Genomic DNA, 24,484 nt, shown 5'->3' on the forward strand with positions numbered 1-24,484 from the left:
GGCCACATGTGGCGCGCAGCAAAAGGCAGAAACGCAAAAGGCCGCTCAAAAGAGCGGCCTTTGCAATCCAAATGGAGCGGGCGAGGCGATTCGAACGCCCGACCCTAACCTTGGCAAGGTTATGCTCTACCCCTGAGCTACGCCCGCGCTGCCATTTGGTGAGGCGGTATGTAGGAAATTGCTGCAGCCCCCGCAAGAGGGAAAATGACCTGCCATAGCAGAAAATAGCAAAACCCACGCTGGCCCTGCACACTCGCGGGCCTGCGCTTTACCGCCCGCGCTGGTCCGGCATAAATCCTCTAGTGGATTGTTTTCATTGGACAAAGAAAAAGCCGCTCAATTGAGCGGCCTTTCTGTCCAAATGGAGCGGGCGAGGCGATTCGAACGCCCGACCCTAACCTTGGCAAGGTTATGCTCTACCCCTGAGCTACGCCCGCGCTGCCATTCGGTGAGCCGGTGAATAGGCAATTGCGCGCAGGGCTGCAATAGGAAAACAGCGGCTTTTTACGCCTTGTCGAAAAAATCTTCGCAGCCCGCGTGGCCGGCGCTCGCCGCCAGCCGGGCCTCCGCCAGAGTGGTCAGCTGCGCGGAGATGAATTCGGATCCGCTGCAATGGGGCAGGTCGAGCGCACGGATCAGCTGTGCATCCTTGCGCCCCTCAAGAATCACGATGCCATCGCGGGCCAGAAGGTCGCGGGTGCCATGGCCGCCGTCCGAACGGATCCGCCGCATGAAATCCTTCTGCGCTGCCACGGCCTCCACCACATCCCGCGGAATCGGCTGACGCTGTACCGCCCGGAACAGCGTCGCCATCCGGGCATTGCCGCTGTCCCCGGCGAAAATACCCTCCACTACGGCCTCCGGCAGCAGGCGCCAGAAATTGGCCGGGTAGGGCTGGTCGCACAGCAGCCAGAGGATATGCTCAAACCCCTGCGCAGAGATCGACCGTTTGGCGTCCTTGTTCTGCCCGGCGGTCAGGTAATCGCGCCGTGCCACGATCAGCCCCAGATAACAGCGCGCCCGTGGCTCATCTGCCGCCACCAGAATGCAGGGCTGATCCACCGCCTCGGTTGGAATCATCCAGTTGCTGCCCATCGTGTGTTTGATATCCACGTCATGGCCGAGGATTTCGGTATCCAGCCGCCCCTTCGGCAGCCGCAGCAGCGCGCGCAGCTCAATCTCCACCCGCGTACCGATATAGGTCTTTTCGGTCTTCTCCAGATCCTCATAGGCGCGCCGACCAGTTTTGGAGGTCAGGATCACATCGTCAATGCAATCGCGCAGCATTGCGGGGACGCTGCGGGTCAGCTCCATCAACCCGCCCGCGCGGGTGGTGATGTCCTGCGCCAATGCAGACAGCAGGGCGTGATCGGCGTGACCGGGGCTGATCTGGCTGGGCGGCAGTTTCTGTTTCATCGCACGCCCTGTGCTGATCCGCAGCGGCGGGATGAGTATTTTTGGAAAGGTGACAGGGCAGGGTGTGGCCTATCGGAGCAGGCGGGAATCAGACCCGGCATCTCAACGCGCCTCAGCGTCCGGCGGCAGGCGCGGTGACAACCGTCAGGTTGGGGCGTGCAATAGCCAGGCGGATCTGGCGCGCCACAGCCTCCGCCACCGGGGGCGGGAAGGCATTGCCGACCTGGCGATAGGCGTTGGTCTTGGCACCGGTGAAATGCCAGCTGTCGGGGAAACCCTGGATGCGCGCCACCATCCGCACGGTGAGGCGCGGCATATCGTTGTGGAACGGATCCGGTGCCTCATAGGCGATCGTGCGCCCCTCAACGCCCAAGGCCGCCCAGGCACGCCGCGCCCGTGTCGGACCCAGATCCGGTCCGCCGTGTTTCTTGGAGCCGCCAACAATGGTCGGGGCTATTTCATCGGCCTTGGCGGCCCAGTCTTCCGCCCCGCGCCAGCCGCGTTCCTTCATCAGGTCGAGCAGCGTCTCACCCACGGTGCGCGGATTATGCGGCAGGGGGTCAGGCCAGTTGAACTGGCCAGAAAATTCCTTGCGCAGGGCAACAATCGCCACGCGGGGGCGCAGCTGCGGCACGCCGTAGTCAGAGGCATTGAGCAGCCGCCAGTCGGTCTCATAGCCAAGCTTGGCGAGCTGTTTCTTCAGCTTCTCGCGGTAATCATGGAACACCGCATCGAGGAAGCCACGTACGTTTTCGATCATCACCGCGCGGGGGCGGGTGGCGGCGACAATCTCGATGGCGTCATCAAAGAGATTGCGCTCGTCTTTCTCACCAAGCTGTTTGCCCGCAACGGAGAATGGCGGGCAGGGCAGGCCGCCGGCCAGGAGATCAATACCGCGATAGGCGTCGGCATCCGCCTTGAAGGCGCGCACGTCCTCCTCCAGTACGTTCCACTGGGGGCGATTGTGGCGCAGGGTGGCGCAGCAGTGTTTGTCGATTTCGACCAGCGCGGTGTGGTCAAATCCGGCCTTTTCAAGCCCCAGCGCCTGACCGCCTGCCCCTGCGCAGAGTTCTACCGATGTGAGCATGCTGCCGTATTACCTGTTCTCGTGCTGCGGATGCAGCTGTTCCCGCTCTGTTCTTAGGCGCTGAAGTGATTCCGCGCAAGCCAGAGGCTACGCCGGATTTCAGAAACACAAAAGGCCACCGTTGCGTCTGCAGCGGTGGCCTTTTTGCTGTCCAAATGGAGCGGGCGAGGCGATTCGAACGCCCGACCCTAACCTTGGCAAGGTTATGCTCTACCCCTGAGCTACGCCCGCGCTGCCATTCGGTGAGGGGGATTTAGTCATTCGCTGGCAGGGCTGCAAGCGAAAAACGCAAAGTGGTCGGCAAAAAATGACCGTCACGGCGATTTGAGCGACGGAACCCGCTGGTTGCTGCGTTTTACCTCTATGATGACACCATGAGCCCGGCCGAAACGACCCCAAGCACAGCGTACCAATGAGCCGGGCCAACCCGCAGACAGATCTGCGAAACCGAAAAGGGAGCCGCTTGATGACACTGCTAAGCACACCGCTGCGTGACCGGCTGGGCACATCCTTGGACGACCGGCTGGATACCCTGCGTATTCTGGGTCTGACCGTTGCCATTTGTCTGGCAATCGGCGTCAAACTCACCGCCGGTGGACAGGCCGCGGGTCTTCATTCCGCCGAGGCCCCGGTGATGCAGCCGCCCGCGATTGAGACACAGGCGCTGATCTGACCATCACGCATCTGGCAGCACGCACCATCTGACGGGAAAAAGGCGCCCCCGATCTGAGGGACGCCTCTATATGATATTCGCATTGCCTGCCATCCGTGACAGACGCTGGCGGCGATCACTCCAGCTCGATCAGCAGATCCTTGGCGTCGATCTGACCACCGGGTTGGACATGCACGGCCTTCACCACCGCATCACGTTCGGCGTGGATGCCGGTCTCCATCTTCATCGCCTCGATGGTCAGGAGCATATCGCCCTCATGCACCGGCTGACCAACCTGCACCGCTACGGAGGCCACAACACCCGGCATCGGCGCACCGATGTGATTGGGGTTGCCCTGCTCGGCCTTCGGGTTGGCCTGGGTGGTGGCCTTGACCAGACGGTTCGGGACGCGAATGACGCGGGGCTGACCGTTCAGTTCAAAGAAGACTTTGACCTCCCCCTTGTCGTCAGTGTCGCCAATCGCCTGCAGGCGGATTTCCAACGTCTTGCCGGGATCGATTTCGGCAGTGATCTCCTCGCCCGGTTCCATCCCGTAGAAGAAGGTGCGGGTGGGCAGGCTGCGGACCGGGCCATAGGTCCGGTGGCGGCCCATGTAATCGAGGAAGACCTTGGGATACATCAGGTAGCCGTTCAGATCCTCATCATCGACCTCTTTGCCTTCCAGCTCCTTGGACAGTTCGGCGCGGGTCGCTTCCAGATCCACCGGGGCGAGATGGGCGCCGGGGCGTTCCAGATTGGGGGCATCGCCTTTCAGTACCTTGGAGACGATCGCTTCAGGGAAGCCGCCCGGAGGCTGGCCCAGATTGCCGCGCATCATGTCCACCACCGAGTCGGGGAAGGCCACATCGGTCTTCGGATCCTCAACATCATCGCGGGTCAGCCCTTGGGACACCATCATCAGCGCCATATCGCCAACCACCTTGGACGATGGCGTCACCTTCACAATGTCGCCAAACATCTGGTTCACATCGGCATAGGTCTGCGCCACATCCGACCATTTCTCTTCCAGACCCAGCGACCGGGCCTGTGCTTTCAGGTTGGTGAACTGACCACCGGGCATCTCGTGCAGGTAGACCTCAGATGCAGGCGCGGCGAGACCGCTCTCGAAGGCCACATAATGCGCCCGCACCTGCTCCCAGTAACCGGAGATTTCGCGCACGGCGGCAATGTCGATACCGGTATCGCGGTCGGTATTGCGCAGCGCTTCGACGATGGAGCCGAGGCAGGGCTGCGAGGTGCCGCCACTGAAGGCATCCATCGCTGCATCCACTGCATCCACGCCCGCATCAGCGGCCGCCAGAATGGTGGCACCCGCCACACCGGAGGTGTCATGGGTGTGGAAATGCACCGGCAGGCCAACCTCTTCCTTCAGCGCCTTGACCAGCTGGCGGGCGGCCGCTGGCTTCAACAGGCCGGCCATGTCTTTGAGGCCCAGAATATGCGCGCCTGCGGCTTCCAGCTCCTTGGCCATGCCGACATAATATTTGAGGTCGTATTTGGCCCGGTTCGGATCGAGGATATCACCGGTGTAGCAGATCGTGCCTTCGCAGATCTTGCCGCTCTCAACCACGGCATCCATGGCGACACGCATGTTTTCAACCCAGTTCAGGCTGTCAAATACGCGAAACACATCCACGCCGGTGGTCGCGGCCTGACGCACGAATTCCTGCACCACATTGTCGGGGTAGTTGGTGTAGCCAACCCCGTTGGAGGCGCGCAGCAGCATCTGGGTCATCAGGTTCGGCATCCGCTCGCGCAGATCGCGCAGACGCTGCCAGGGGCATTCCTGCAGGAAGCGGTAGGCCACGTCGAATGTCGCGCCGCCCCAGCACTCAACCGAGAACAGCTGGCTGAGGTTCTGCGCATAGGCCGGGGCCACCTTGATCATGTCGATCGAACGCATCCGGGTCGCCAGCAGCGACTGGTGGCCGTCGCGCATGGTGGTGTCTGTCAGCAGCAGCTGGCGCTGTGCTTTCATCCAGTCGGCCACCGCCTGCGCACCCTTCTGCTCCAGCAGGTTGCGGGTGCCGTAGGGCTGCGTTGCGGCATCCGCCTTGGGCGCGCGCGGCTCTTTCAAATCGGCATGGGGCGCGGCGCGGCCTTCGGTTTCAGGATGCCCGTTGACCGAGATATCGGCGATATAGGTCAGCACTTTGGTGCCCCGGTCGCGGCGCTTGGCGAACTGGAACAGTTCCGGCGTCTCGTCGATGAATTTGGTGGTGTATTCATTCGACAGGAAGGTCGGGTGTTTCAGCAGGTTCTCGACGAAGGCGATATTGGTGCTGACACCGCGCACCCGGAATTCGCGCAGCGCGCGATCCATGCGGGCAATAGCTTTTTCAGGTGTTGGCGCCTTGGCGGTTACTTTGGTCAGCAGTGAATCGTAGTAGCGCGTGATCACCCCGCCCGCATAAGCGGTGCCACCATCCAGACGGATGCCCATGCCGGTGGCCGAGCGGTAAGCGGTGATGCGGCCATAGTCGGGAATGAAGTTGTTGAGCGGATCCTCAGTGGTGACCCGTGTTTGCAGCGCATGGCCATTGAGGCGGATTTCATCTTGCGATGCCTTGCCGGTGGCCTCGGCAATGGTCTTGCCCTCGGCGATCAGGATCTGCGCCTGCACGATGTCGATGCCGGTGACTTCCTCGGTGACCGTATGTTCCACCTGGACCCGCGGGTTTACCTCGATGAAGTAGAATTTGCCGTCGTTCATATCCATCAGGAATTCGACGGTGCCCGCGCATTCATAGTTCACATGCTGGCAGATCTTGCGGCCCAGATCGCAGATCTCTGCGCGCTGCTCCTCTGTCAGATAGGGGGCAGGGGCGCGTTCAACCACTTTCTGGTTGCGGCGCTGAACCGAGCAGTCCCGCTCATAAAGATGGTAGATTTCACCGTGCTTGTCGCCAAGGATCTGCACCTCAACGTGACGGGCGCGGGTGATCATCTTCTCCAGATAGCCCTCACCATTGCCGAATGCGGCTTCTGCCTCACGGCGGCCTTCCAGCACTTTTTCTTCCAGCTCATCTTCGCTGTGAATGGGGCGCATGCCACGACCACCACCACCCCAGGAGGCCTTCAGCATCAGCGGGTAGCCGACCTCAGCCGCTTCCTTGCGGATCGCGTCCATATCATTGCCCAATACCTCGGTGGCCGGGATCACTGGCACATCGGCCTCAATCGCGACGCGGCGCGCCGAAGCCTTGTCGCCAAGGGCGCGCATGGTTTCCGCCTTCGGCCCGATGAAGGTGATGCCGTTGCGGGCGCAGGCATCCACAAAGTCCGGGTTTTCGGACAACAGGCCGTATCCGGGGTGGATCGCATCGGCGCCGCATTCCTTCGCGACACGGATAATCTCATCAATCGACAGATAGGCCGCAACCGGCCCCATGCCTTCTCCTATCCGATAGGCTTCATCTGCCTTGAACCGGTGCAGGCCCAGCTTGTCCTCTTCGGCATAGACGGCCACCGTCTTCTTGCCCATCTCATTGGCTGCCCGCATGACGCGGATGGCGATCTCGCCGCGGTTGGCGATCAGGATTTTCTTGAAGTCGGTCATGGCGTCCTCGGGGTCGTGCAGTTTGGCGAAGTGATAAGCGCAAATTAGGGTCCGGTATAGACGTAGTTCTGGGTATGACCAGCGTGATAGCGCTGACCTGAGGCCAGAAACCGGCATAATTCGCATTTATGGCGGTGCATTTATGTCCGTATCGGACCTATTTGTCGTGAACGGGGTGGCAAACGACGCAAGTGCCAGTGGTTGGGGCAGCGCAGACAGTGTCTCAAGGCCCAGTTGCCCCATATTGGCCTCCAGATCCTTGCGCAGAATATCCACCAGATGATCCGGCCCCCGTGGCCCAAGTGCGGCGAGCGCAAAGTGGAAGGCGCGGCCCAGCATCACATAGTCGGCCCCCAGTGCCAGCGCGCGCAAAATATCCAGCCCGCTCTCGATCCCGCTGTCGAATATCAGCGGCAGGCGGGTGGCAGCGCGAATGCCTGGCAGGGCCTCGATCGTGGAGGGGGCGGCGTCGAATTGGCGGCCCGCATGGTTGGACACCCACAGCGCATCGGCGCCGATTGCCTCCAGCGGCGCTGCATCCTCTGCGCGCATCACCCCCTTGATGATCAGCGGGCCATCCCAATGGTCGCGCAGCCACTGCACATATTCCCAGTCCGGTGAGGTGCGCAGCAGGTAGCCGACATGGGCTGTTGATGACAGGCTTGCGCCCGCTCCGCTCACATATTTGTCCAGTGTCCGCATATGTGGCAGGCCACGGCGTGCCATGCCCATCGCCCAGGCCGGTCGCATGGCAACCTGCGCCAGCAACCGGGGTGTCAGCCGCGGCGGCTGCGTCAGCCCGGAGCGGGTCTGCCGTTCCCGCCGGGAGGCGACAGGCACATCCACGGTCAGCACCAGCCCGGCAAATCCGGCGGCCTTGGCGCGCGCCAGCAGATCTCGGCGGATGTCAGGGGCCTTCGGCGGGTAGAGCTGGAACCACGGCGCGGCCCCCAAATCATCCACAAGATCCTCGGGCGACTGGCTGGCCACGGTGGACAGGCAATAGGGCAGGCCCTGTGCCGCAGCGCAGCGCGCCAGCAACCGTTCCGCATCCGGCCAGATCAGCCCGGACATGCCAACTGGCGCCACACCAAACGGCAGTGGCCGGTCAACGCCCAGAAAGCGACGGCGCAGATTGGTCTGCTGAGGCCCATGCAGGATAGACGGCGAAAACCCCAGCAGATCCAGCGCAGCACGGTTGCGGACCTTGGTTGCCTCGGTCCCGGTGCCGCTGTCCAGATACTCCCAAACGAACCGCGGCAGGCGCCGCCGGGCGCGCTGGCGAAGGTCACTGAGAGCGGGATAACGCTGGTGCAGATCCATGCCGCGCATTTGTCGCTGCCTTGCAGCAAAAGTCTAGTGCCGAGTGCGGGTTTGAAACAATTTTGTAACTATTCGTGCTGGGTCTGTTTACTCTGGCCTGTTGTTCCTCGACCTTCTGACATCAGCTGCTCAAATGCGGTGTGACGACGCCATGGTGTGATGTACTGCCTCACGAGCATCTGACAGGCCATGATTGATGCGAGGTCGCGCCACCGTTGCAGCGTGCGCCCGTATTACTCGGCAGCGATCGGGCTGTCGGACCCGGGAGGCTTTGGCTTTATGTTCTGCGCCGCTGGATCACGCGGAGCCTGCTCTGCTGAGGATGCGACGCAGACCTGGTTGCGGCCCTTTGCCTTCGCCTCGTAAAGCGCTTCATCCGATGCCCGCAGTAGATCCTGCGGCATGGTGCCGTGGCGCGGATAATGAGCGACGCCAAGTGAGATCGAAATCGCCGGGAGCGCCTTCTCTCCATAGCGCACAACGATGGCTTCCACGGCTTGGCGCAACAGCTCTGCCTTGGTCATGACATCTTCCTGGCTGGCGCCTGGTAGGATCAGGGTGAATTCCTCGCCTCCGGGGCGGCAGGCGACTTCGTCGCCGTCGCAGGCCTGTTCCAGCACCGAGCCGACGGCGCGCAAAACCATATCGCCAGCGTCATGGCCGTGGTTGTCGTTGAACTTCTTGAAGTGATCCACATCCACGGCAATGATGCTGAGTGGCGTACCGGCATTCTGGCTGTTGTTGATGCTCTTGCGCAGGGTCTCGGTCATATGGCGGCGGTTAAACAGGCCGGTGAGCGGGTCACGTACAGACTGATCATGCAATTGATCGCGCATGCGCACATTGGCGATGGCCATGGAGATCTGTTCCGCGCACATCTGGGCCAGTTTCTTGCTATTGATGAAAGCCTCGGTTGCATCCGTCAATGCGCGCAGATGCATCAGGCCAACCGTTTCCCCATGCGCGAGGATCGGGAAGCAGTAATAGGCGCGACCATCATGAGGCTCAGCGTGTCCGCAGACAAAATCAATCTCCGAGGCGCCAAATTCATAGGTGCGGCCACGGCGCAACCCCCAGCATTCTTCCGGGTGAATGTGATCTTTGTGGGTGCCGCCATTCCAGCTGGCGCAGCCATCCAGCACATCGCGTGAGTTGGAGTAGACATAGACGCTGCCCTCTGCGGTGGGCAGGATATGGGTCATGAAGCGCGCAACCATGTCAAACAGTTCATCCAGTGAACGGCTGGATTGTAACCATTCGTTCAGTTCGCCCAGCAGCTGCACCTCGCGGGCCAACCGCAGCTGTTCGTCCAGAATTTCACGTTCGGTTTCACTGCGCTGACGCAGCTGGTTCATCCGAAACCGGTTCGATTTGAAAATCACATAAGCGGCAATTGTCATCGCCGCCAGGGCAATACCGGTCAGCAGAGCGACCAGCAACCGGGCTAGCTGTATGAATGTGGTGCGAAGGTCGGTGATATCAGTGTGAAAATCGATGGCACCGTCAAAATGACCATTGTGCATCAGCGGGACGTAGATGCGGGCGACCTCTCGGGTCAGCTCTTCAGTGTAGCTGCCGCTAAGGGGTGAGTTGTCGACCTCAAACACGGGCACCGTGTCGCTGTCGTAATAGGTTTCTCCACGAGAGACCTGAGTTGAGAAAAAGACATTGGATTCGAATTCCCCAATCTCATCACTGCGCGACGACCAGAAAATCTCGCCTGCACTGGTCAGTAGGCGATAGCGGTAAACGTCGGTTTCTTCGGTAAACAGAGTCAGCAGCGAGGCGTCCTGCGGCTGGATAATCCCCTCCTCAAAGGCGGATTCAGCATCGGCCATATGTAGTGTGACACGGCGCTGCCAGAGTTCCGCTTGCTGGCGGATGTCCGCCTCAAGCATCCTGTCGACAACCGGGCCAGGGACTGCAAGTACGGCCCAGGTCGAAACCGCTGTGGCGGCAATCAGCATGAGCAACAGGGACAGACCACGTAGTCTATCCACAATACTTAAGGTCAGTGCTTTTTTCATAATGCGCTGGTCTGCCTTGCCGGATGTTGAGTGTCAAAAAAACAACCTGTAGATGAAAACACGGTGCCTGAATGGGTTTTAGAAAACGTTAATGCCTCACCGCGCGGTCTTTCTTGGCACGGCGCTGACATCCCGCAGGCGGCACAAGCGCCACATCTCGTACCGTGAATTTGGGGTGGAACAGACTGTGAACGCCCTCTTTCCGCCGGGATTGAATCGCGCTAATGTCCCGCTCATGAGCAGTTTTGACGATATCGACCCCTATGAGGGGATCTCGCTGTCCGCGCGCGCCATGGCAGCGCGGCCGATGCCGTATCTCGACGGGCTGAACCCGGCACAGCGGGCCGCCGTTGAATGCCTGGAGGGACCTGTGCTGATGCTGGCCGGGGCCGGCACCGGCAAGACGAAGGCGCTGACTGCGCGCATCGTGCATCTTCTGACCACGGGCATCGCCAAACCAAATGAGATCCTTGCTGTGACCTTTACCAACAAGGCCGCGCGCGAGATGAAGGAGCGGGTTGCAGGCATGTTGGGGCAGGCGGTTGAGGGGATGCCCTGGCTTGGCACCTTCCATTCGATCTGCGTGAAGCTGCTGCGCCGCCATGCCGAATTGGTCGGGCTCAAATCCAATTTCACCATTCTGGATACCGATGATCAGATCCGCCTGCTGAAACAGCTGATCAAGGCGGAAGGCATTGATGACAAACGCTGGCCCGCGCGCATGCTGGCAGGTGTCATAGACGATTGGAAAAACCGCGCGCTGACGCCGTCGAAAGTGCCGGTGTCCGATGCCAGTGCCTACAACCATCGCGGCGTGGATTTCTACGCCCAGTATCAGGCGCGGCTGAAGGATCTGAACGCGGTCGATTTTGGTGATCTACTGCTGCATATGGTCACCATATTTCAGGATAACCCGGATGTGCTGGAGCAATATCAGCGTTGGTTCCGCTTCATCATGGTGGACGAATATCAGGATACCAACGTGGCGCAGTACCTCTGGCTGCGGCTGCTGGCGGGCGCCCATAAGAACATCTGCTGCGTCGGTGACGATGATCAGTCGATCTATGGCTGGCGCGGCGCAGAGGTGGGCAATATCCTGCGGTTTGAAAAGGATTTTCCCGGCGCCAATGTGGTGCGGCTGGAACAAAACTACCGCTCGACTGAACATATTCTCAGCGCCGCCTCTGGTGTGATCCGTGGCAATTCCGGCCGTCTGGGCAAGGAGCTGTGGACCGAGGCGCGCGGCGGCGAGAAGGTCCGCCTGATCGGTCATTGGGACGGCGAGGAGGAGGCCCGCTGGATCGGCGAGGAGATTGAGGCGATGCAGCGCGGCACCCGTGGCCTGGCGCCGGTCGATCTCAACAATATGGCCATCCTCGTCCGGGCCTCGCATCAGATGCGCGCCTTTGAGGATCGGTTTCTGACCATCGGCTTGCCGTACCGGGTCATTGGCGGGCCACGCTTTTATGAGCGGCTCGAAATTCGCGATGCCATGGCCTATTTCCGGCTGGTGGTCAGTGCTGACGATGATCTTGCCTTTGAGCGGATCGTCAACACGCCGAAGCGCGGCCTTGGCGATAAGGCGCAGCAGACCATTCAGACCATGGCGCGCAGCAATGGCGTCTCCCTGGTGGAGGGCGCGCGGCTTGCGGTTGAATCCGGCCAGATCAAGGGGAAGGGTGGCAATGCCCTGCGCCAGCTGGTCACCGACCTTGCCCGCTGGGGGCGTCTGGCGGGGGATGCGGATATGACCCATATGGAGCTGGCCGAAACCATTCTGGATGAAAGCGGCTACACCACCATGTGGCAGACCGACAAAAACCCGGATTCGCCGGGGCGTCTGGAAAACCTCAAGGAACTGGTGAAGGCGCTGGAGGCGTTTGAAAACCTGCAAGGCTTCCTCGAACATGTCAGTCTGATCATGGACAATGACAAACAGGACGCCGCCCAAAAGGTGTCGATCATGACACTGCACGCCGCCAAAGGGTTGGAATTTCCGGCTGTGTTCTTGCCTGGCTGGGAGGATGGGCTGTTCCCTTCGCAGCGCTCCATGGATGAAAGCGGCCTGAAGGGCCTCGAGGAGGAGCGCCGTTTGGCCTATGTCGGCATCACCCGGGCCGAGGAAATCTGCACCATCTCCTTTGCCGGCAATCGCCGCGTCTTTGGGCAATGGCAGTCACAGCTGCCCTCCCGCTTCATTGATGAGCTGCCGGAAGAACATGTGGAGGTGCTGACCCCGCCCGGTCTTTATGGTGGCGGCTACGGGGCTGCGGCCCCCGGCGGTGGTGGTGGGGCGGTGCGCTCCACGATTGAGGATCGCATGGCAGCCGCCGACGGGTACAACTCGCCCGGCTGGAAGCGCATGCAATCCCGCGCCGGTGAGCGTGGTCTGTCACAGCCCAAGGAAAGCAAATCCAGCGTCATCGACCTCACCGCGACATCCGCCTTCATGGTCGGGGAGCGGGTGTTTCACCAGAAATTTGGCTATGGCGCGATCACCGGGATCGAAGGCGACAAACTGGAGGTGGATTTCGAGAAGGCTGGCACCAAGAAAGTCGTCGCCCGCTTTGTCTCCGCAGCGGAGGACGTGCCCTTTTAATCCACGCCTCGGTGGGACCTTGCCGTGATGGATCACATCTATTGGTCGTCGCAGTGAAGAGGGCCGACATAGCAGCCACAACAGATCAGGCGTCGACATTCTGTCGGCGCCTTTTTTGCGGCCGGTGATCAGTGGGAGGGACTGCGGTGCAGGCCATAAGGCACAAAAAAACGGCGGTGCCAGGGAGGAGGAGGGCACCGCCGTTCTGTGCAACACCATACCATCAGGGAGGAGGAGGCATGGTGTATCAGGATCCGGCTATGACGCCGGTATAGGGTGCGGTGACATCAGGGAGGAGGAGGATGTCACCGCGATTACAGGCCCTCAAGGGAGGAGGAGAAGAGAGCCTGAACTCTTTATTTCGTGCCGTAGGCGGCCTCATAGGCAACGCTGCGCAGCATGGAGCGGCTCAGCCCCAGATCTGCCAGTTCGCGACCAGAGAGCGTCGACAGCTCATTCATGGTCTGGCGAAACAGGCGGTAGCGTGCAATCTTGCCTTTCAGTTCGTCAAACACGGCGCGCGGGCTGAAGGCCAGAGCGCCTTTACGGGTTGTCATATTATCAACAGCGGCCATCGGTGTTGTCCTTAACGTCTGTGTGTGTGTCTGGCCGTTTCCGGCCTCGCTTGACCCCATAAATATGATAATGCTGCGAGCGCACAATCCCTGAAAGGGGCATTTCTGCTATGCAGCAAATGCATGGGTTTCCTAAGGGAAACGGGGTTGATCCTGCTGAGTTATGCATCAAGGAGCGGTCAGGCGCTCAAAAACCGGGCGGGGCGTGAAGCGGCGTGCCATGGCGCCTGCCTTGATCGGCGCGGTCTCTCATTGCAATGCGGCCTTGGGCTTGGTCGCGGCAGGTCTTATATGGCTGGAAACCATGAGGAGACCGGCCATGACCCCCACCCAGGAAGAGATTCGCGACGCCCTTGCGCGGCTGCAGCTGCCCGATGGCGGCACGCTGGTCTCACGTGACATGCTGCGCGCGGTGATGGTTGATGGCGGGCGCGTCAGTTTCGTGATCGAGGCCCCCAATCCGCAGATCGCCGCCCAGATGGAGCCGCTGCGCCGCGCTGCCGAGGCCACTGTTCTGGCCTTGCCGGGGGTGGACAGCGTGTCCGCTGCACTGACCGCTCATGCGGACGCGGCCGCCAAACCGGCGCCGACCCTGAAACTGGGCGGTCATCCCAAACCGCAGCAGGGGCCGCTGAAACCCAGTGGTGTCAAACGCATTCTTGCGGTTGGTTCGGGCAAGGGCGGCGTGGGCAAATCCACCGTCAGCGCCAATCTCGCCGTGGCTCTGACGCGGCAGGGCCGCAAGGTGGGGTTGCTGGATGCGGATATATATGGACCGAGCCAGCCGCGCATGATGGGCGCCAGTGGCCGCCCCGCCAGCCCGGATGGCAAAATCATTGAACCGCTGCACGCCCATGGCGTCACCTTGATGTCCATCGGCTTCATGGTGGATGAGGCCAAGGCCGTGGTCTGGCGCGGCCCGATGCTGATGGGCGCGTTGCAGCAGATGCTGGGGCAGGTGAACTGGGGTGAACTCGACGTGCTGATCGTGGACCTGCCGCCCGGCACCGGCGATGTGCAGCTGACCCTCTGCACGAAGGCGGAGTTGTCCGGCGCCATCGTGGTTTCCACGCCGCAAGATGTGGCGCTCCTCGATGCGCGCAAAGCGCTCGACATGTTCAACACCCTAAAGACCCCCGTGCTGGGCCTGATTGAGAATATGTCCTTCTTCGCCTGCCCGGACTGCGGTGGCGAGCATCACATCTTTGGCCATGGTGGGGTCGCTGCGGAAGCGGAGCGCCTTGGCGTGCCGCTGTTGGGCGCGCTGCCGATTGATCTTGAAACCCGGTTGGCAGGCGATAATGGCACGCCGATTGCGGCCGGTGACGGCGTGATGGCGCAGGCCTACGCCAAAATGGCCGAAGGGCTGATCCGCGGCGGTATGGCCTGACACACTATCTGATCGCCAATCGACCGGCCTGCTGAAGGCCGGTCTTACCCGCAGGTGCTTTTCTCGGGTCTCACTGCAATCTGACCGCCGGGCCGACCTTGGGAAACTAAGGGCTGCCTGGGAAATTATGGGAGCCATGGGAATTCATGGGGCCGGTGGGAATTTATGGGCGTGCGCGCATGTTTTGCCGCCGCTACTCCGAATCACTGTGTCATTACGGTGCGATTATTCAGGGATATCGGCAAAATCAGGCCGTTTCTAATATCCGATACGGGTGGCGCCATGTGAACGAATGGGGAACACATGGATTCTCCAGATCTCTTTCCAGAATATCTGGGAAATCATGGCACTTTTTTCAGATCGACGATCACACCTATATGTAGTGGGTTTTGCGATCACTTAATCTATCACTGGGAAAATTATCGATTCCTCTCCGTAGAATCGGCGCGGCATTATCTACATGCGGCAGGAGGGTCCACAGAAAACAGTTGTGGCCCACGTTTTCCCATAGTATCCCTAGTTTATCGAATGAGACGAAGAGCAGGGGCACCAAACGACCCCAACCAAGACTACTAAGAAGCAGGTTTCATACAGGCCTTCGCTTTCATCGAAAATAGAGAGATCCGGCGCGCGAGCGAGCAGACATCCCCCCAGGTGGCGCGCGCAGTCGGACACCCCGCACGTCGGGATTAGGGAGGCGGGTTGATCAGTGGCAGCAGATCAGCCCGCCCCTTTTGCTTCTGGGGATCGCTTCGGCACGAGGGACGCTGAAAAAAGGGACGATAGATTGGGCCGTAGGTTCAGAGGTGAAAGCCACCATAAGGTGGATACAAAGGGGCGGGTCTCGATTCCGGCCTCCTTTCGCCGTGTTCTGGAAGCGGGCGATCCCAACTGGCAATCCGGCAGCAACCCCGAACTGGTGATCGTCTACGGTGATCATCGTCGCAATTTTCTCGAATGTTACACGATGGAGGCGATCGCGGAAGTCGACGCCAAAATTGATGCCTTGCCGCGAGGCTCAATGCCGCGCAAAATGTTGCAGCGCATGTTCCACGGTCAGTCCTTCCCGACCACCGTTGATGAAACTGGGCGCCTGGTGCTGCCTGCCAAGCTGCGCAACAAGATTGATCTGGAGGCCGAAGCCTTCTTTATCGCGGCCGGCGATACATTCCAGATCTGGAAGCCTGAAACCTATGAAGAGGAAGAGCTGGCGAAATCTGAGGAGTGGATGGATGATCTGCCCGAGGATTTCGACCCGATGGAACTCCTCGACGGCGCCGGAGGCGCTTGATCCATGACAACGGACCGCCCAACCTCAACCGGTCCTCACGTACCGGTTCTTCTGCGTCCGCTGCTGAAAGCGGTGGCGCCGGTCACCGGGCGCTGGCTTGATGGCACCTTTGGGGCCGGGGGCTATAGCCGTGGCCTGCTGGAGGCGGGCGCGGATCATGTCATTGGCGTCGACCGCGATCCGCTGGCCTTTGAAATGGCCGACGGCTGGATCGGCGACTATGCTGGCCGTCTGAGCCTGCAACAGGGAGTGTTCTCCCGCATGGACGACTATGCGCAGGATCTTGATGGCGTTGTGCTGGACCTTGGCGTCTCCTCCATGCAGCTGGATCTGGCCGAACGCGGCTTTTCCTTTATGCGCGACGGGCCGCTGGATATGCGGATGTCGCAGGATGGCCCCTCGGCAGCTGATCTGGTTGCGGAGCTGGATGAGGCCGCCTTGGCCGATATCCTGTTCCTCTTTGGGGAAGAACGCGCCAGCCGCCGTATCGCCCGCGCCATCGTGAAGGCCCGGACCGAAGCGCCGATCACCACCACGCTGCAACTGGCTGGCATTATCGAAGGCTGCCTGCCGCGCTCCAAACCCGGCCAGTCACATCCTGCCACCCGCAGCTTTCAGGGGCTGCGCATTGCGGTGAACGCCGAATACGAGGAGCTGTTCGAGGGGCTTCTGGCCGCTGAGCGCGCGCTGAAACCCGGCGGATTGCTGGCGGTTGTGACGTTTCATTCGATCGAGGACCGCATGGTCAAACGCTTTTTCCAGCATCGCGCCGGCAAGACCGGCCGTGCCAACCGCTACGCGCCCGAGGTGGAGGAGACCCCCTCGCAGTTCACACTGGTCACCCGCAAGGCGGTGGGCCCCGATGATGACGAACTGGCCGAAAACCCGCGCTCCCGCTCTGCACGCTTGCGGGTCGGACGCCGCACCGAGGCCGCGCCGATTGCCATCAGCGCCAAGGACATCGGCATGCCCCAGCTGAAGCAGGCGCAGGGGAGAAACAAACGCTCATGAAGACGCTGCTTTATATCGCCACCTGTCTGGCTGTCTTTGGGTTGGCGTTCTGGGCTTACCGCGAGAATTACACCACTCAGCAGGTGCTGAAGGAGACCCGCAGCCTGCAACGCCAGATCGGTGCCTCCCAGGTCCGGCTGAGTGTGTTGCGCGCCGAATGGGCCTATCTCAACCGCCCGGATCGCCTGCGCGAACTGGCGGAGCTGAACTTTGATCGCCTCAGCCTGCTGCCGCTGCGCCCGGAACAATTTGGCCGCGTGGATGAGGTCGCCTATCCCCCGCAAGAGGATGAGCGGCTGGATTTCACCAACGGGGTTGAGGTTTCCTCGCTTGGGACCAATGGCCAGACCGCCACGGGGACGCAGCCATGATCCGCACGCCGCTGCGCCCCTTGGCCCGGGTTTTGACAGCGCGCGCACGTGGCGAGAACCCGGACGCCATCGAACGGGAGAATCTACGCCAGCGTCATGCGGAGATGCAGGCCCAATCCCGCCAGCGCGCCGAGGGGCGCCTGCTGGTGCTGGGGATGTTTTTCCTCTGCGCCTTTACCGCGATTGGCGCGCGGATGGCGACGCTGGCCACCTCCGAACCGGTTGAGCCAGTCGCCAGCGCGCCGGGCAGCGCCATCGCCATGCAGCGTGCCGATATCGTCGACCGCAAGGGCCGCATTTTGGCGACCAATTTTGAAACCCATTCGCTCTATGCTCAGCCGCCGCAGATGGTGGATCCGGAAGGGGCCGCTCGACGCCTCGTTGAGATTTTCCCCGATCTGGAGCTGGAGCGTTTGGTCAGCGACTTCACCGGCAAGCGTAAGTTTATATGGATCAAAAAGAAAATCAGCCCCGAGCAGAAACAGGCGGTGCATGATATCGGTGATCCCGGCCTGCTGTTTGGCCCCCGCGAGATGCGGCTTTATCCCAATGGCAGTGTCGCGGCGCATGTGCTGGGCGGCGCCGGTTTCGGCAAGGAAGGCGTCAGCGCGGCTGAGGTGATCGGCGTGGCAGGTGTTGAAAAGCAGTTTGACGACTACCTGCGCGACCCGGCCAATGGCGGGCGCCCGCTGAAGTTGTCGCTGGATCTGACTGTACAGGCCGCAGCTGAACAGGTGCTTTATGGCGGCATGAAGCTGATGAACGCCAAGGGAGCGACCTCGATCCTGATGGACGTCCACACCGGCGAGGTAATCTCCGTCGTGTCGCTGCCGGATTTTGACCCCAATGACCGCCCGCGTCCGCCCACCTCCGGCTTCGATCCCTCTACCAGTCCGCTGTTCAACCGCGCGGTGCAGGGGGTCTATGAACTCGGTTCGACCTTCAAGATTTTCACGGCGGCACAGGCAGTTGATCTAGGAATTGTGAACTCCGAGACCATTATCGACACTTCCGGTCCAATGCGAATCGGGCGTTTCCCGATTGGTGAGTTCCATAACAAGAATTACGGCAAGTTGAGCGTCGCCGATATCATCGTCAAAAGCTCCAACCGGGGCACCGGGCGTCTGGCCTTGCAGATTGGCGCGCAGCGTCAGCAGGATTTCCTGCGCGCGATGGGCATGTTTGACCCCACCCCGATTGAGATCGCCGAGGCGGCAGGCGGCAAACCGCTGAAACCCCGCAAATGGGGGGAACTGAGCACGGTGACGATTTCCTATGGCCATGGGCTGTCCACCAGCCCGATGCATCTGGCGGCGGGCTATGCGGCGATTGCCAATGGCGGCCAATATGTTGCCCCCACCATCCTGCGTCAGAAGGGGCCACAGCTGGGCCACCGGATCATGTCGCCGGAAGCCGCGCGCCAGGCTCGCGCGATGCTGCGCAAGGTGGTGACCAGCGGGACCGCCAGTTTTGGCGAGGTGCCCGGCTATCAGGTCGGTGGCAAAACCGGCACCTCTGACAAGCCCAAACCCCGTGGCGGCTATTACGAGAGCAAGGTCATCGCCACCTTTGCTGCGATGTTCCCGGCCCATGATCCGAAATATGTGTTGGTGGTGACGCTGGATGAACCGTCGGTCATTGCCCATGGTGAGGAGCGCCGCACCGCAGGCTGGACAGCTGTGCCGGTCGCGGGTGAAATGATCGGCCGCGTTGCGCCGCTTCTGGGGCTTAGACCACAAGTTGAACCCGATGGGCTTGCTGCTATAACCCTCACCTCAAACTGAACAGGTGGGGTTGCTATGAGCACCATTGAAAACCGTCCTCTCAGCCAGTTGGGGCTGACCGCGCGTGGCGGCGTCGATCCGATGATCCGGGGCATTGCCGTGGACAGCCGCAAGGTGATCGAGGGTGGGCTGTTTGCGGCCCTTCCCGGCAGTCAGGTGCATGGGGCGAAATTCACCCCCGCAGCACTTGGCAATGGGGCGGCGGCAATCCTGACCGACGCGGCCGGAGCGCAGATCGTGGCGGAGCTTTTGCGCGAGTCGACCGTGGCGCTGGTGGTTGTCGAAGACCCGCGTCAGGCGCTGGCCTATGCGGCCGCCCTGTGGTTTGGCGCGCAGCCTGAAACCATGGTGGCGGTCACCGGCACCAATGGAAAGACGTCGGTGGCGAGCTTCGTGCGCCAGATCTGGGTTGAGCTGGGCCATCAGGCGGTGAACCTTGGCACCACCGGTGTTGAGGGCGCCTGGAGCCACCCGCTCAATCACACCACACCGGAACCGGTCACCCTGCATGATGCGCTGGCACAGGCGGCGGCTGCGGGGGTCACCCATGCCGCGATGGAGGCCTCGTCTCACGGGTTGGAGCAGCGGCGCTTGGACGGCGTGCATCTGGCGGCGGCGGGGTTTACCAATTTCACCCAGGATCATCTGGACTATCACGAAACATTTGAGGCGTATTTCACTGCCAAGGCGGGACTGTTTCGTCGGGTCCTGCCGGATGACGGCGTGGCGGTGATCAATATGGATGACCCACGTGGGACGCAGATGCGCGCTGTCGCTGCCGCTCGCGGGCAGGAGGTGATCTCCGTCGGGCGTGGCGTGGGTGATCTGAGCCTTGTGGGCGCGCGCTATGATGCCTCCGGGCAGGACATGCGCTTCACCTGGCACGACAAACCCTATCAGGCGCGGCTGAACCTGATTGGTGGGTTTCAGGCGGAGAATATCCTGCTGGCCTGCGGTCTGGTGATTGCCAGCGGTGAGGATCCGCAGGCGGTGTTTGACACGCTGCCGCATCTTCAGACCGTGCGGGGGCGGATGCAACTGGCCGCCACGCGGGAAAACGGCGCGACGGTGTTTGTCGACTACGCCCATACCCCCGATGCCGTGGCCACCGCGATCAAGGCGCTGCGCCCGCATGTGCTGGGCCGGCTGGTGGCCATTGTCGGCGCAGGTGGTGACCGTGACGCCGCCAAACGCCCGCTGATGGGGCAGGCGGCGCAGAACAACGCCGATCTGGTGATCGTCACCGATGACAACCCCCGCAGCGAGGATCCGGCGGTGATCCGCGCCGCCGTCAAGGGCGGCGCGCCGGATGCGATGGAGGTTGGCGACCGGGCCGAGGCGATCTTGCGCGGCGTTGATGCGCTTGGGGCGGGCGATGCCCTGCTGATCTGCGGCAAGGGGCATGAAACCGGCCAGATCGTCGGCAGCGATGTTCTGCCTTTTGATGACGTGGAGCAGGCCAGTATGGCTGTCGCGGCGCTGGACGGGAGATTGGTATGAGCCTTTGGACAGCTGAGGAGGCCGCCGCCGCAACTGGCGGTCAGGCCATTGGCAACTGGCATGTGAACGGTATTTCCATCGACACCCGCAGCATTGCCAAGGGCGATCTGTTTGTGGCGCTGAAGGCGGCGCGCGATGGCCATGACTTCGTGGCGCAAGCGCTGGAGAAAGGCGCCGGTGCTGCGCTGGTCTCACACCGACCCGAGGGCGTGGCCGAAGATGCGCCATTGTTGCTGGTTGACGACGTGCAGACCGGGCTGGAGGCCCTGGGCCGTGCAGGCCGCGCGCGCACAGACGCGCGTGTGATCGCTGTCACCGGATCCGTTGGCAAGACCTCGACCAAGGAAATGCTGGCGCGCATGTTGACCGATCAGGGCCGCACCCATGCCGCCGTCGCCAGCTACAACAACCACTGGGGCGTGCCGCTGACATTGGCGCGGATGCCGCGTGACACGGAATTTGCCGTGATTGAGATTGGCATGAACCACCCCGGTGAGATCAGCCCGCTTGCGAAACAGGCGCGCCCGCATGTGGCGATGGTGACAACCGTGGCCCCTGTGCATCTGGAGGCCTTCGATGGGATCGACGGCATCGCCGCCGAGAAGGCCGCCATCATGGAGGGGCTGGAGCCGGGTGGCGTCGCGGTTCTGAACGCCGATATTGCCGTGGCCCCGATCCTGCAGTCGGTTGCCGAGGGCGCGGCGCGCGATGTGTTGTGGTTCGGCGCCGGGCAGGGGTCGATTGCTCCCACATACCGGCTGACCGCAACCACCCTGCGCGGGGATGAGACACTGGCCTTGATCACGCTGCCGGATGGACAGACGCCTCGTCTGCATATCCAGTCGCTTGGCGCCCATTTTGCGATGAACGCGCTAGGGGCGCTGGCCTGTCTGGCGGCCTTGGATCTGGATCTGACCAAGGCGGTGCAGAGCCTGTCGCTCTGGTCGCCGGTCACCGGTCGTGGCGCGCGGGAAACCGTATCGCTGGGCGCAGGGCGGGGCGAAATTCTGCTGCTGGATGACAGTTATAACGCCAACCCCACGTCTGTGGCTGCGGCGCTGACGGTACTGGCGGCGACGCCCTGTACTGGGCGGCGCATTGCCTACCTCGGCGATATGAAGGAACTCGGCCCGCAGGATGTTGAGTTGCATGTGGCGCTGGCCGAGCTGCCCGCGATGGCAGATCTGGAGGCGGTGCATTGCATTGGCCCCCTGATGGGCGCGCTCCATGCAGCGCTGCCAGCTGAGAAACGCGGCGGTCACTATGCCAGCAGCGCTGATGTGCTGGCGGATCTGGCGGGTCAGATCGGTGCGGGGGACGTGGTGCTGGCAAAAGGCTCGCTCAGCATGGCATTGGCCAAGATCGTTGACGGCATCCGTGAATTGAGTCATGGCGAGACCACTTTCTGAACTTTGATGAACTGAGGACCGGCTGACATGCTCTATTGGTTAACCGCGCTGTCGGATGGGGGGGATCTCTTCAACCTCTTCCGCTACATCACCTTCCGCGCGGGCGGGGCGTTTCTGACGGCGCTTCTGTTTGGGTTTCTGTTTGGGCCGCCGCTGATCAACGTGTTGCGCCGCAAGCAGGGCAAGGGCCAGCCGATCCGCGACGATGGGCCTGAGGGGCATCTGGCGAAGGCCGGCACCCCGACCATGGGGGGCTTGCTGATTGTCGGCGCGCTGGTGACCGCGACGCTTTTGTGGGCGCGTTGGGACAATCCCTTTGTCTGGCTGGTGCTGTTTGTCACGCTGTCCTTCGCGCTCATCGGCTTTGCGGATGATTATGCCAAGGTCTCCAAACAGAACACCGCAGGCGTTCCGGGCAAGCTGCGGCTGGCGCTGGGGATCACCATCGCGGTGATCGCAGCGCTTTGGGCCTCCGCCTATCATCCGGTGGAGCTGCAAAACCAGCTGGCGCTGCCGGTGTTCAAGGATACGCTGATCAATCTGGGCTTGTTCTATGTGCCGTTTTCTATCTGCGTGATCGTCGGCGCGGCCAATGCGGTGAACCTGACTGATGGTCTGGACGGGTTGGCGATTATGCCGGTGATGATTGCCACCTCCACGCTGGGCGTGATCGCCTATGCGGTGGGGCGTGTTGACTTCACCGAATATCTGGATGTGCATTACGTGCCCGGCACCGGGGAAATCCTGATCTTTGCTGCTGCGCTGTTTGGCGGTGGTCTGGGGTTCCTGTGGTACAACGCGCCGCCGGCTGCCGTGTTCATGGGCGATACCGGGTCATTGGCACTGGGGGGGGCGCTGGGGGCCATTGCGGTGGTCACCAAACACGAGCTGGTGCTGGCGATTGTTGGCGGTCTCTTTGTGGTGGAGGCGCTGTCGGTGATCATTCAGGTGCTCTACTTCAAACGCACCGGCAAGCGGGTGTTCCTGATGGCGCCGATCCATCACCACTATGAGAAAAAGGGCTGGGCGGAGCCGACCATTGTGATCCGCTTCTGGATCATCTCGCTGATCCTCGCGATGATTGGTCTGGCGACCTTGAAAGTGCGCTAAGTCACGACCGATCGACGCCGCGCAGGCTGTCCTGCGGGGCCGGTGGGCCGGTCTGGTCTGATATCTGGAACCGCTCTGGGCAGGGATGCCTTGGGCGGTTTTTCAGTACGAAGAAGGCGGCGCCGCCGGAGGGGCGGAGGGTGGATGACCTTTGCTAGGGGTCATCTCCGTCTGTCGGCCTGTACGGATCCCCCAACAGCCTTGGTGGGACTGGGAATGGGGGACGGTCTCCTGGTCTTCGTGTTGCAACGTCTCTAGGGTAGCGGTGGCACCTGAACGGAGGATAACCGCTGCGTGCGCAGGGCTGGCAACGCGCCTAAAATACCGACCAGTCCATTTCCCGGGCAAGACGTTCCATCGCCTCAGTACCCAGTTTGGAATTGCCATTGCGGTCCAGCCCCGGCGACCAGACGGCGATGCAAGCCTGACCCGGCACAACACCAAGGATGCCGCCGCCGACGCCGCTTTTGGCGGGCAGGCCGACGCGATAGGCAAACTCCCCCGAGCCGTCATAATGCCCGCAGGTCAGCATCAGCGCATTGAGCCGTCGCACCCGGTCCAGCGAGACCATGCGCGGATGACAGTCGGCGCCGATCAAAAAACGCCCCGCGCGTGCCAGCTGCGTGGTGGTCAGTTCGGTGGCGCAATGGTGGAAATAGGTGCCCAGCACCTTCTCCGGCGGGTTCTTGAGATTGCCGAAAGAGGCGAGAAAATGCGCGTGGGCAAAGTTGCGGTGCCCATGGGCGGTTTCCGAGCGGGCCACATCGGCATTGATGTGAATGTCGTCATCCTCCGCCGCGGCGCGGATAAAGCTGAGGAATTCGGCCAGCGCTTCACGCGGTTCTCGCCCGGCCAGCACCTCATCCGTGGTGACAATCGCGCCTGCGTTCACAAATGGATTGCGGGGGCGGCCACGTTCGTGTTCCAGCTGGACAATGGAATTGAATGCGGTGCCCGAAGGCTCCCGCCCGACCCGCCGCCACAGCTGATCGCCAGAGCGACCGAGCGCTATGGCGAGGGTGAAGACCTTAGTGATGCTTTGAGCGGAAAACCGGGTGGCGGCATCTCCCGCGCTGTAGATCTGCCCGTCGGCGGTTGCCACGGTGATGGCAAATTGGTCGGGATCGACCTGACCCAGTTCAGGGATGTAGCTGGCGACCTCGCCCCGGTCGGGATCATCGCGAAGATCGCTGTTGATGGCGTCGAGGATCTGCTGCAAGCGCGCGTCCATGGCTGCGGGGCCTCCCAATTTATGGCCGACGTTAGCCGGATGCTGGTGCTAAGACAAACGCAACGGGACTGGCATTGGTTCCCGCGATCGGGTAGCGATTTGATCAAAGACCATATGGGAGGGCGGGC

Annotated in this window: 17 protein-coding genes and 3 tRNA genes; 10 read left to right on the forward strand and 10 right to left on the reverse strand. The window is 61.7% G+C overall.

Annotated elements, in window-relative coordinates:
* Positions 1-72: 72 nt before the first annotated feature.
* The 5 genes from phaeop14_RS04255 to phaeop14_RS04275 all read right to left on the reverse strand — a co-directional run bounded on the left by phaeop14_RS04255 (position 73) and on the right by phaeop14_RS04275 (position 2,734).
* Positions 73-147, reverse strand: a tRNA-Gly gene (locus phaeop14_RS04255).
* 215 nt (positions 148-362) lie between these two features.
* Positions 363-437: transfer RNA gene (locus phaeop14_RS04260), tRNA-Gly, on the reverse strand.
* Positions 438-504: 67 nt separating this feature from the next.
* Positions 505-1,416, reverse strand: coding sequence for a NaeI family type II restriction endonuclease (locus tag phaeop14_RS04265; protein WP_096788846.1), 912 nt, complete (start codon positions 1,414-1,416; stop codon positions 505-507).
* Between the two features lie 112 nt (positions 1,417-1,528).
* Positions 1,529-2,503, reverse strand: coding sequence for a DNA cytosine methyltransferase (locus phaeop14_RS04270; RefSeq protein WP_096788847.1), 975 nt, complete (start codon positions 2,501-2,503; stop codon positions 1,529-1,531).
* A 156-nt stretch (positions 2,504-2,659) separates the two neighbouring features.
* Positions 2,660-2,734, reverse strand: a tRNA-Gly gene (locus phaeop14_RS04275).
* A 235-nt stretch (positions 2,735-2,969) separates the two neighbouring features.
* On the opposite strand from phaeop14_RS04275, the gene phaeop14_RS04280 reads away from it, so the two are divergent.
* On the forward strand, positions 2,970-3,176 hold the full coding sequence (locus phaeop14_RS04280; RefSeq protein WP_040174307.1) for a hypothetical protein: 207 nt from the start codon (positions 2,970-2,972) through the stop codon (positions 3,174-3,176).
* 115 nt (positions 3,177-3,291) lie between these two features.
* Here phaeop14_RS04280 and phaeop14_RS04285 read toward each other — a convergent pair whose 3' ends face one another.
* The 3 genes from phaeop14_RS04285 to phaeop14_RS04295 form a co-directional block, all read right to left on the reverse strand.
* Positions 3,292-6,735: a pyruvate carboxylase gene (locus tag phaeop14_RS04285; protein WP_040174233.1), complete on the reverse strand. Its 3,444-nt coding sequence runs from the start codon at positions 6,733-6,735 to the stop codon at positions 3,292-3,294.
* Between the two features lie 126 nt (positions 6,736-6,861).
* Complete coding sequence (locus phaeop14_RS04290; protein ID WP_096788848.1) at positions 6,862-8,067, reverse strand: alpha-hydroxy acid oxidase; 1,206 nt, start codon at positions 8,065-8,067, stop codon at positions 6,862-6,864.
* Positions 8,068-8,291: 224 nt separating this feature from the next.
* Positions 8,292-10,085: a sensor domain-containing diguanylate cyclase gene (locus phaeop14_RS04295; protein ID WP_096788849.1), complete on the reverse strand. Its 1,794-nt coding sequence runs from the start codon at positions 10,083-10,085 to the stop codon at positions 8,292-8,294.
* Between the two features lie 235 nt (positions 10,086-10,320).
* On the opposite strand from phaeop14_RS04295, the gene phaeop14_RS04300 reads away from it, so the two are divergent.
* The gene (locus phaeop14_RS04300; RefSeq protein ID WP_096790227.1) at positions 10,321-12,684 is read left to right on the forward strand and encodes an ATP-dependent helicase; all 2,364 of its coding nucleotides are present in this window, start codon (positions 10,321-10,323) and stop codon (positions 12,682-12,684) included.
* A gap of 356 nt (positions 12,685-13,040) precedes the next feature.
* Here the strand turns inward: phaeop14_RS04300 and phaeop14_RS04305 are convergent, their stop codons facing one another.
* Entirely contained in the window at positions 13,041-13,259 is a 219-nt protein-coding gene (locus phaeop14_RS04305; RefSeq protein ID WP_096788850.1) for a DUF1127 domain-containing protein, read from the reverse strand.
* A 319-nt stretch (positions 13,260-13,578) separates the two neighbouring features.
* Between phaeop14_RS04305 and phaeop14_RS04310 the strand changes: the two genes are divergently transcribed.
* From phaeop14_RS04310 to mraY, 8 genes are all read left to right on the forward strand, one after another.
* Complete coding sequence (locus tag phaeop14_RS04310; protein ID WP_040174303.1) at positions 13,579-14,649, forward strand: Mrp/NBP35 family ATP-binding protein; 1,071 nt, start codon at positions 13,579-13,581, stop codon at positions 14,647-14,649.
* A gap of 823 nt (positions 14,650-15,472) precedes the next feature.
* Positions 15,473-15,940: a division/cell wall cluster transcriptional repressor MraZ gene (mraZ, locus tag phaeop14_RS04315; RefSeq protein WP_040174211.1), complete on the forward strand. Its 468-nt coding sequence runs from the start codon at positions 15,473-15,475 to the stop codon at positions 15,938-15,940.
* Positions 15,941-15,943: 3 nt separating this feature from the next.
* Positions 15,944-16,951 carry a 16S rRNA (cytosine(1402)-N(4))-methyltransferase RsmH gene (gene rsmH, locus phaeop14_RS04320; RefSeq protein ID WP_040174208.1) on the forward strand — a complete coding sequence of 336 codons (1,008 nt, stop codon included), beginning with the start codon at positions 15,944-15,946 and terminating at the stop codon, positions 16,949-16,951.
* On the forward strand, positions 16,948-17,322 hold the full coding sequence (ftsL, locus tag phaeop14_RS04325) for a cell division protein FtsL (protein WP_040182022.1): 375 nt from the start codon (positions 16,948-16,950) through the stop codon (positions 17,320-17,322). Before rsmH ends, ftsL begins: the two co-directional genes overlap by 4 nt.
* Positions 17,319-19,106 (forward strand): peptidoglycan D,D-transpeptidase FtsI family protein, encoded by a 1,788-nt coding sequence (locus tag phaeop14_RS04330; RefSeq protein ID WP_096788851.1) that lies wholly within the window; start codon positions 17,319-17,321, stop codon positions 19,104-19,106. Before ftsL ends, phaeop14_RS04330 begins: the two co-directional genes overlap by 4 nt.
* 15 nt (positions 19,107-19,121) lie before the next feature.
* Positions 19,122-20,606: a UDP-N-acetylmuramoyl-L-alanyl-D-glutamate--2,6-diaminopimelate ligase gene (locus phaeop14_RS04335; RefSeq protein WP_096788852.1), complete on the forward strand. Its 1,485-nt coding sequence runs from the start codon at positions 19,122-19,124 to the stop codon at positions 20,604-20,606.
* On the forward strand, positions 20,603-22,015 hold the full coding sequence (locus phaeop14_RS04340) for a UDP-N-acetylmuramoyl-tripeptide--D-alanyl-D-alanine ligase (RefSeq protein ID WP_096788853.1): 1,413 nt from the start codon (positions 20,603-20,605) through the stop codon (positions 22,013-22,015). Before phaeop14_RS04335 ends, phaeop14_RS04340 begins: the two co-directional genes overlap by 4 nt.
* Positions 22,016-22,042: 27 nt before the next feature.
* A complete protein-coding gene (mraY, locus tag phaeop14_RS04345; protein WP_024097922.1) occupies positions 22,043-23,125 on the forward strand; it encodes a phospho-N-acetylmuramoyl-pentapeptide-transferase in 1,083 nt (360 codons plus the stop codon).
* A gap of 316 nt (positions 23,126-23,441) precedes the next feature.
* Here the strand turns inward: mraY and phaeop14_RS04350 are convergent, their stop codons facing one another.
* Positions 23,442-24,356 (reverse strand): glutaminase, encoded by a 915-nt coding sequence (locus phaeop14_RS04350; RefSeq protein WP_040174200.1) that lies wholly within the window; start codon positions 24,354-24,356, stop codon positions 23,442-23,444.
* Positions 24,357-24,484 lie beyond the last annotated feature (128 nt).

It is taken from the genome of Phaeobacter piscinae, assembly GCF_002407245.1.
Taxonomy (GTDB): domain Bacteria; phylum Pseudomonadota; class Alphaproteobacteria; order Rhodobacterales; family Rhodobacteraceae; genus Phaeobacter; species Phaeobacter piscinae.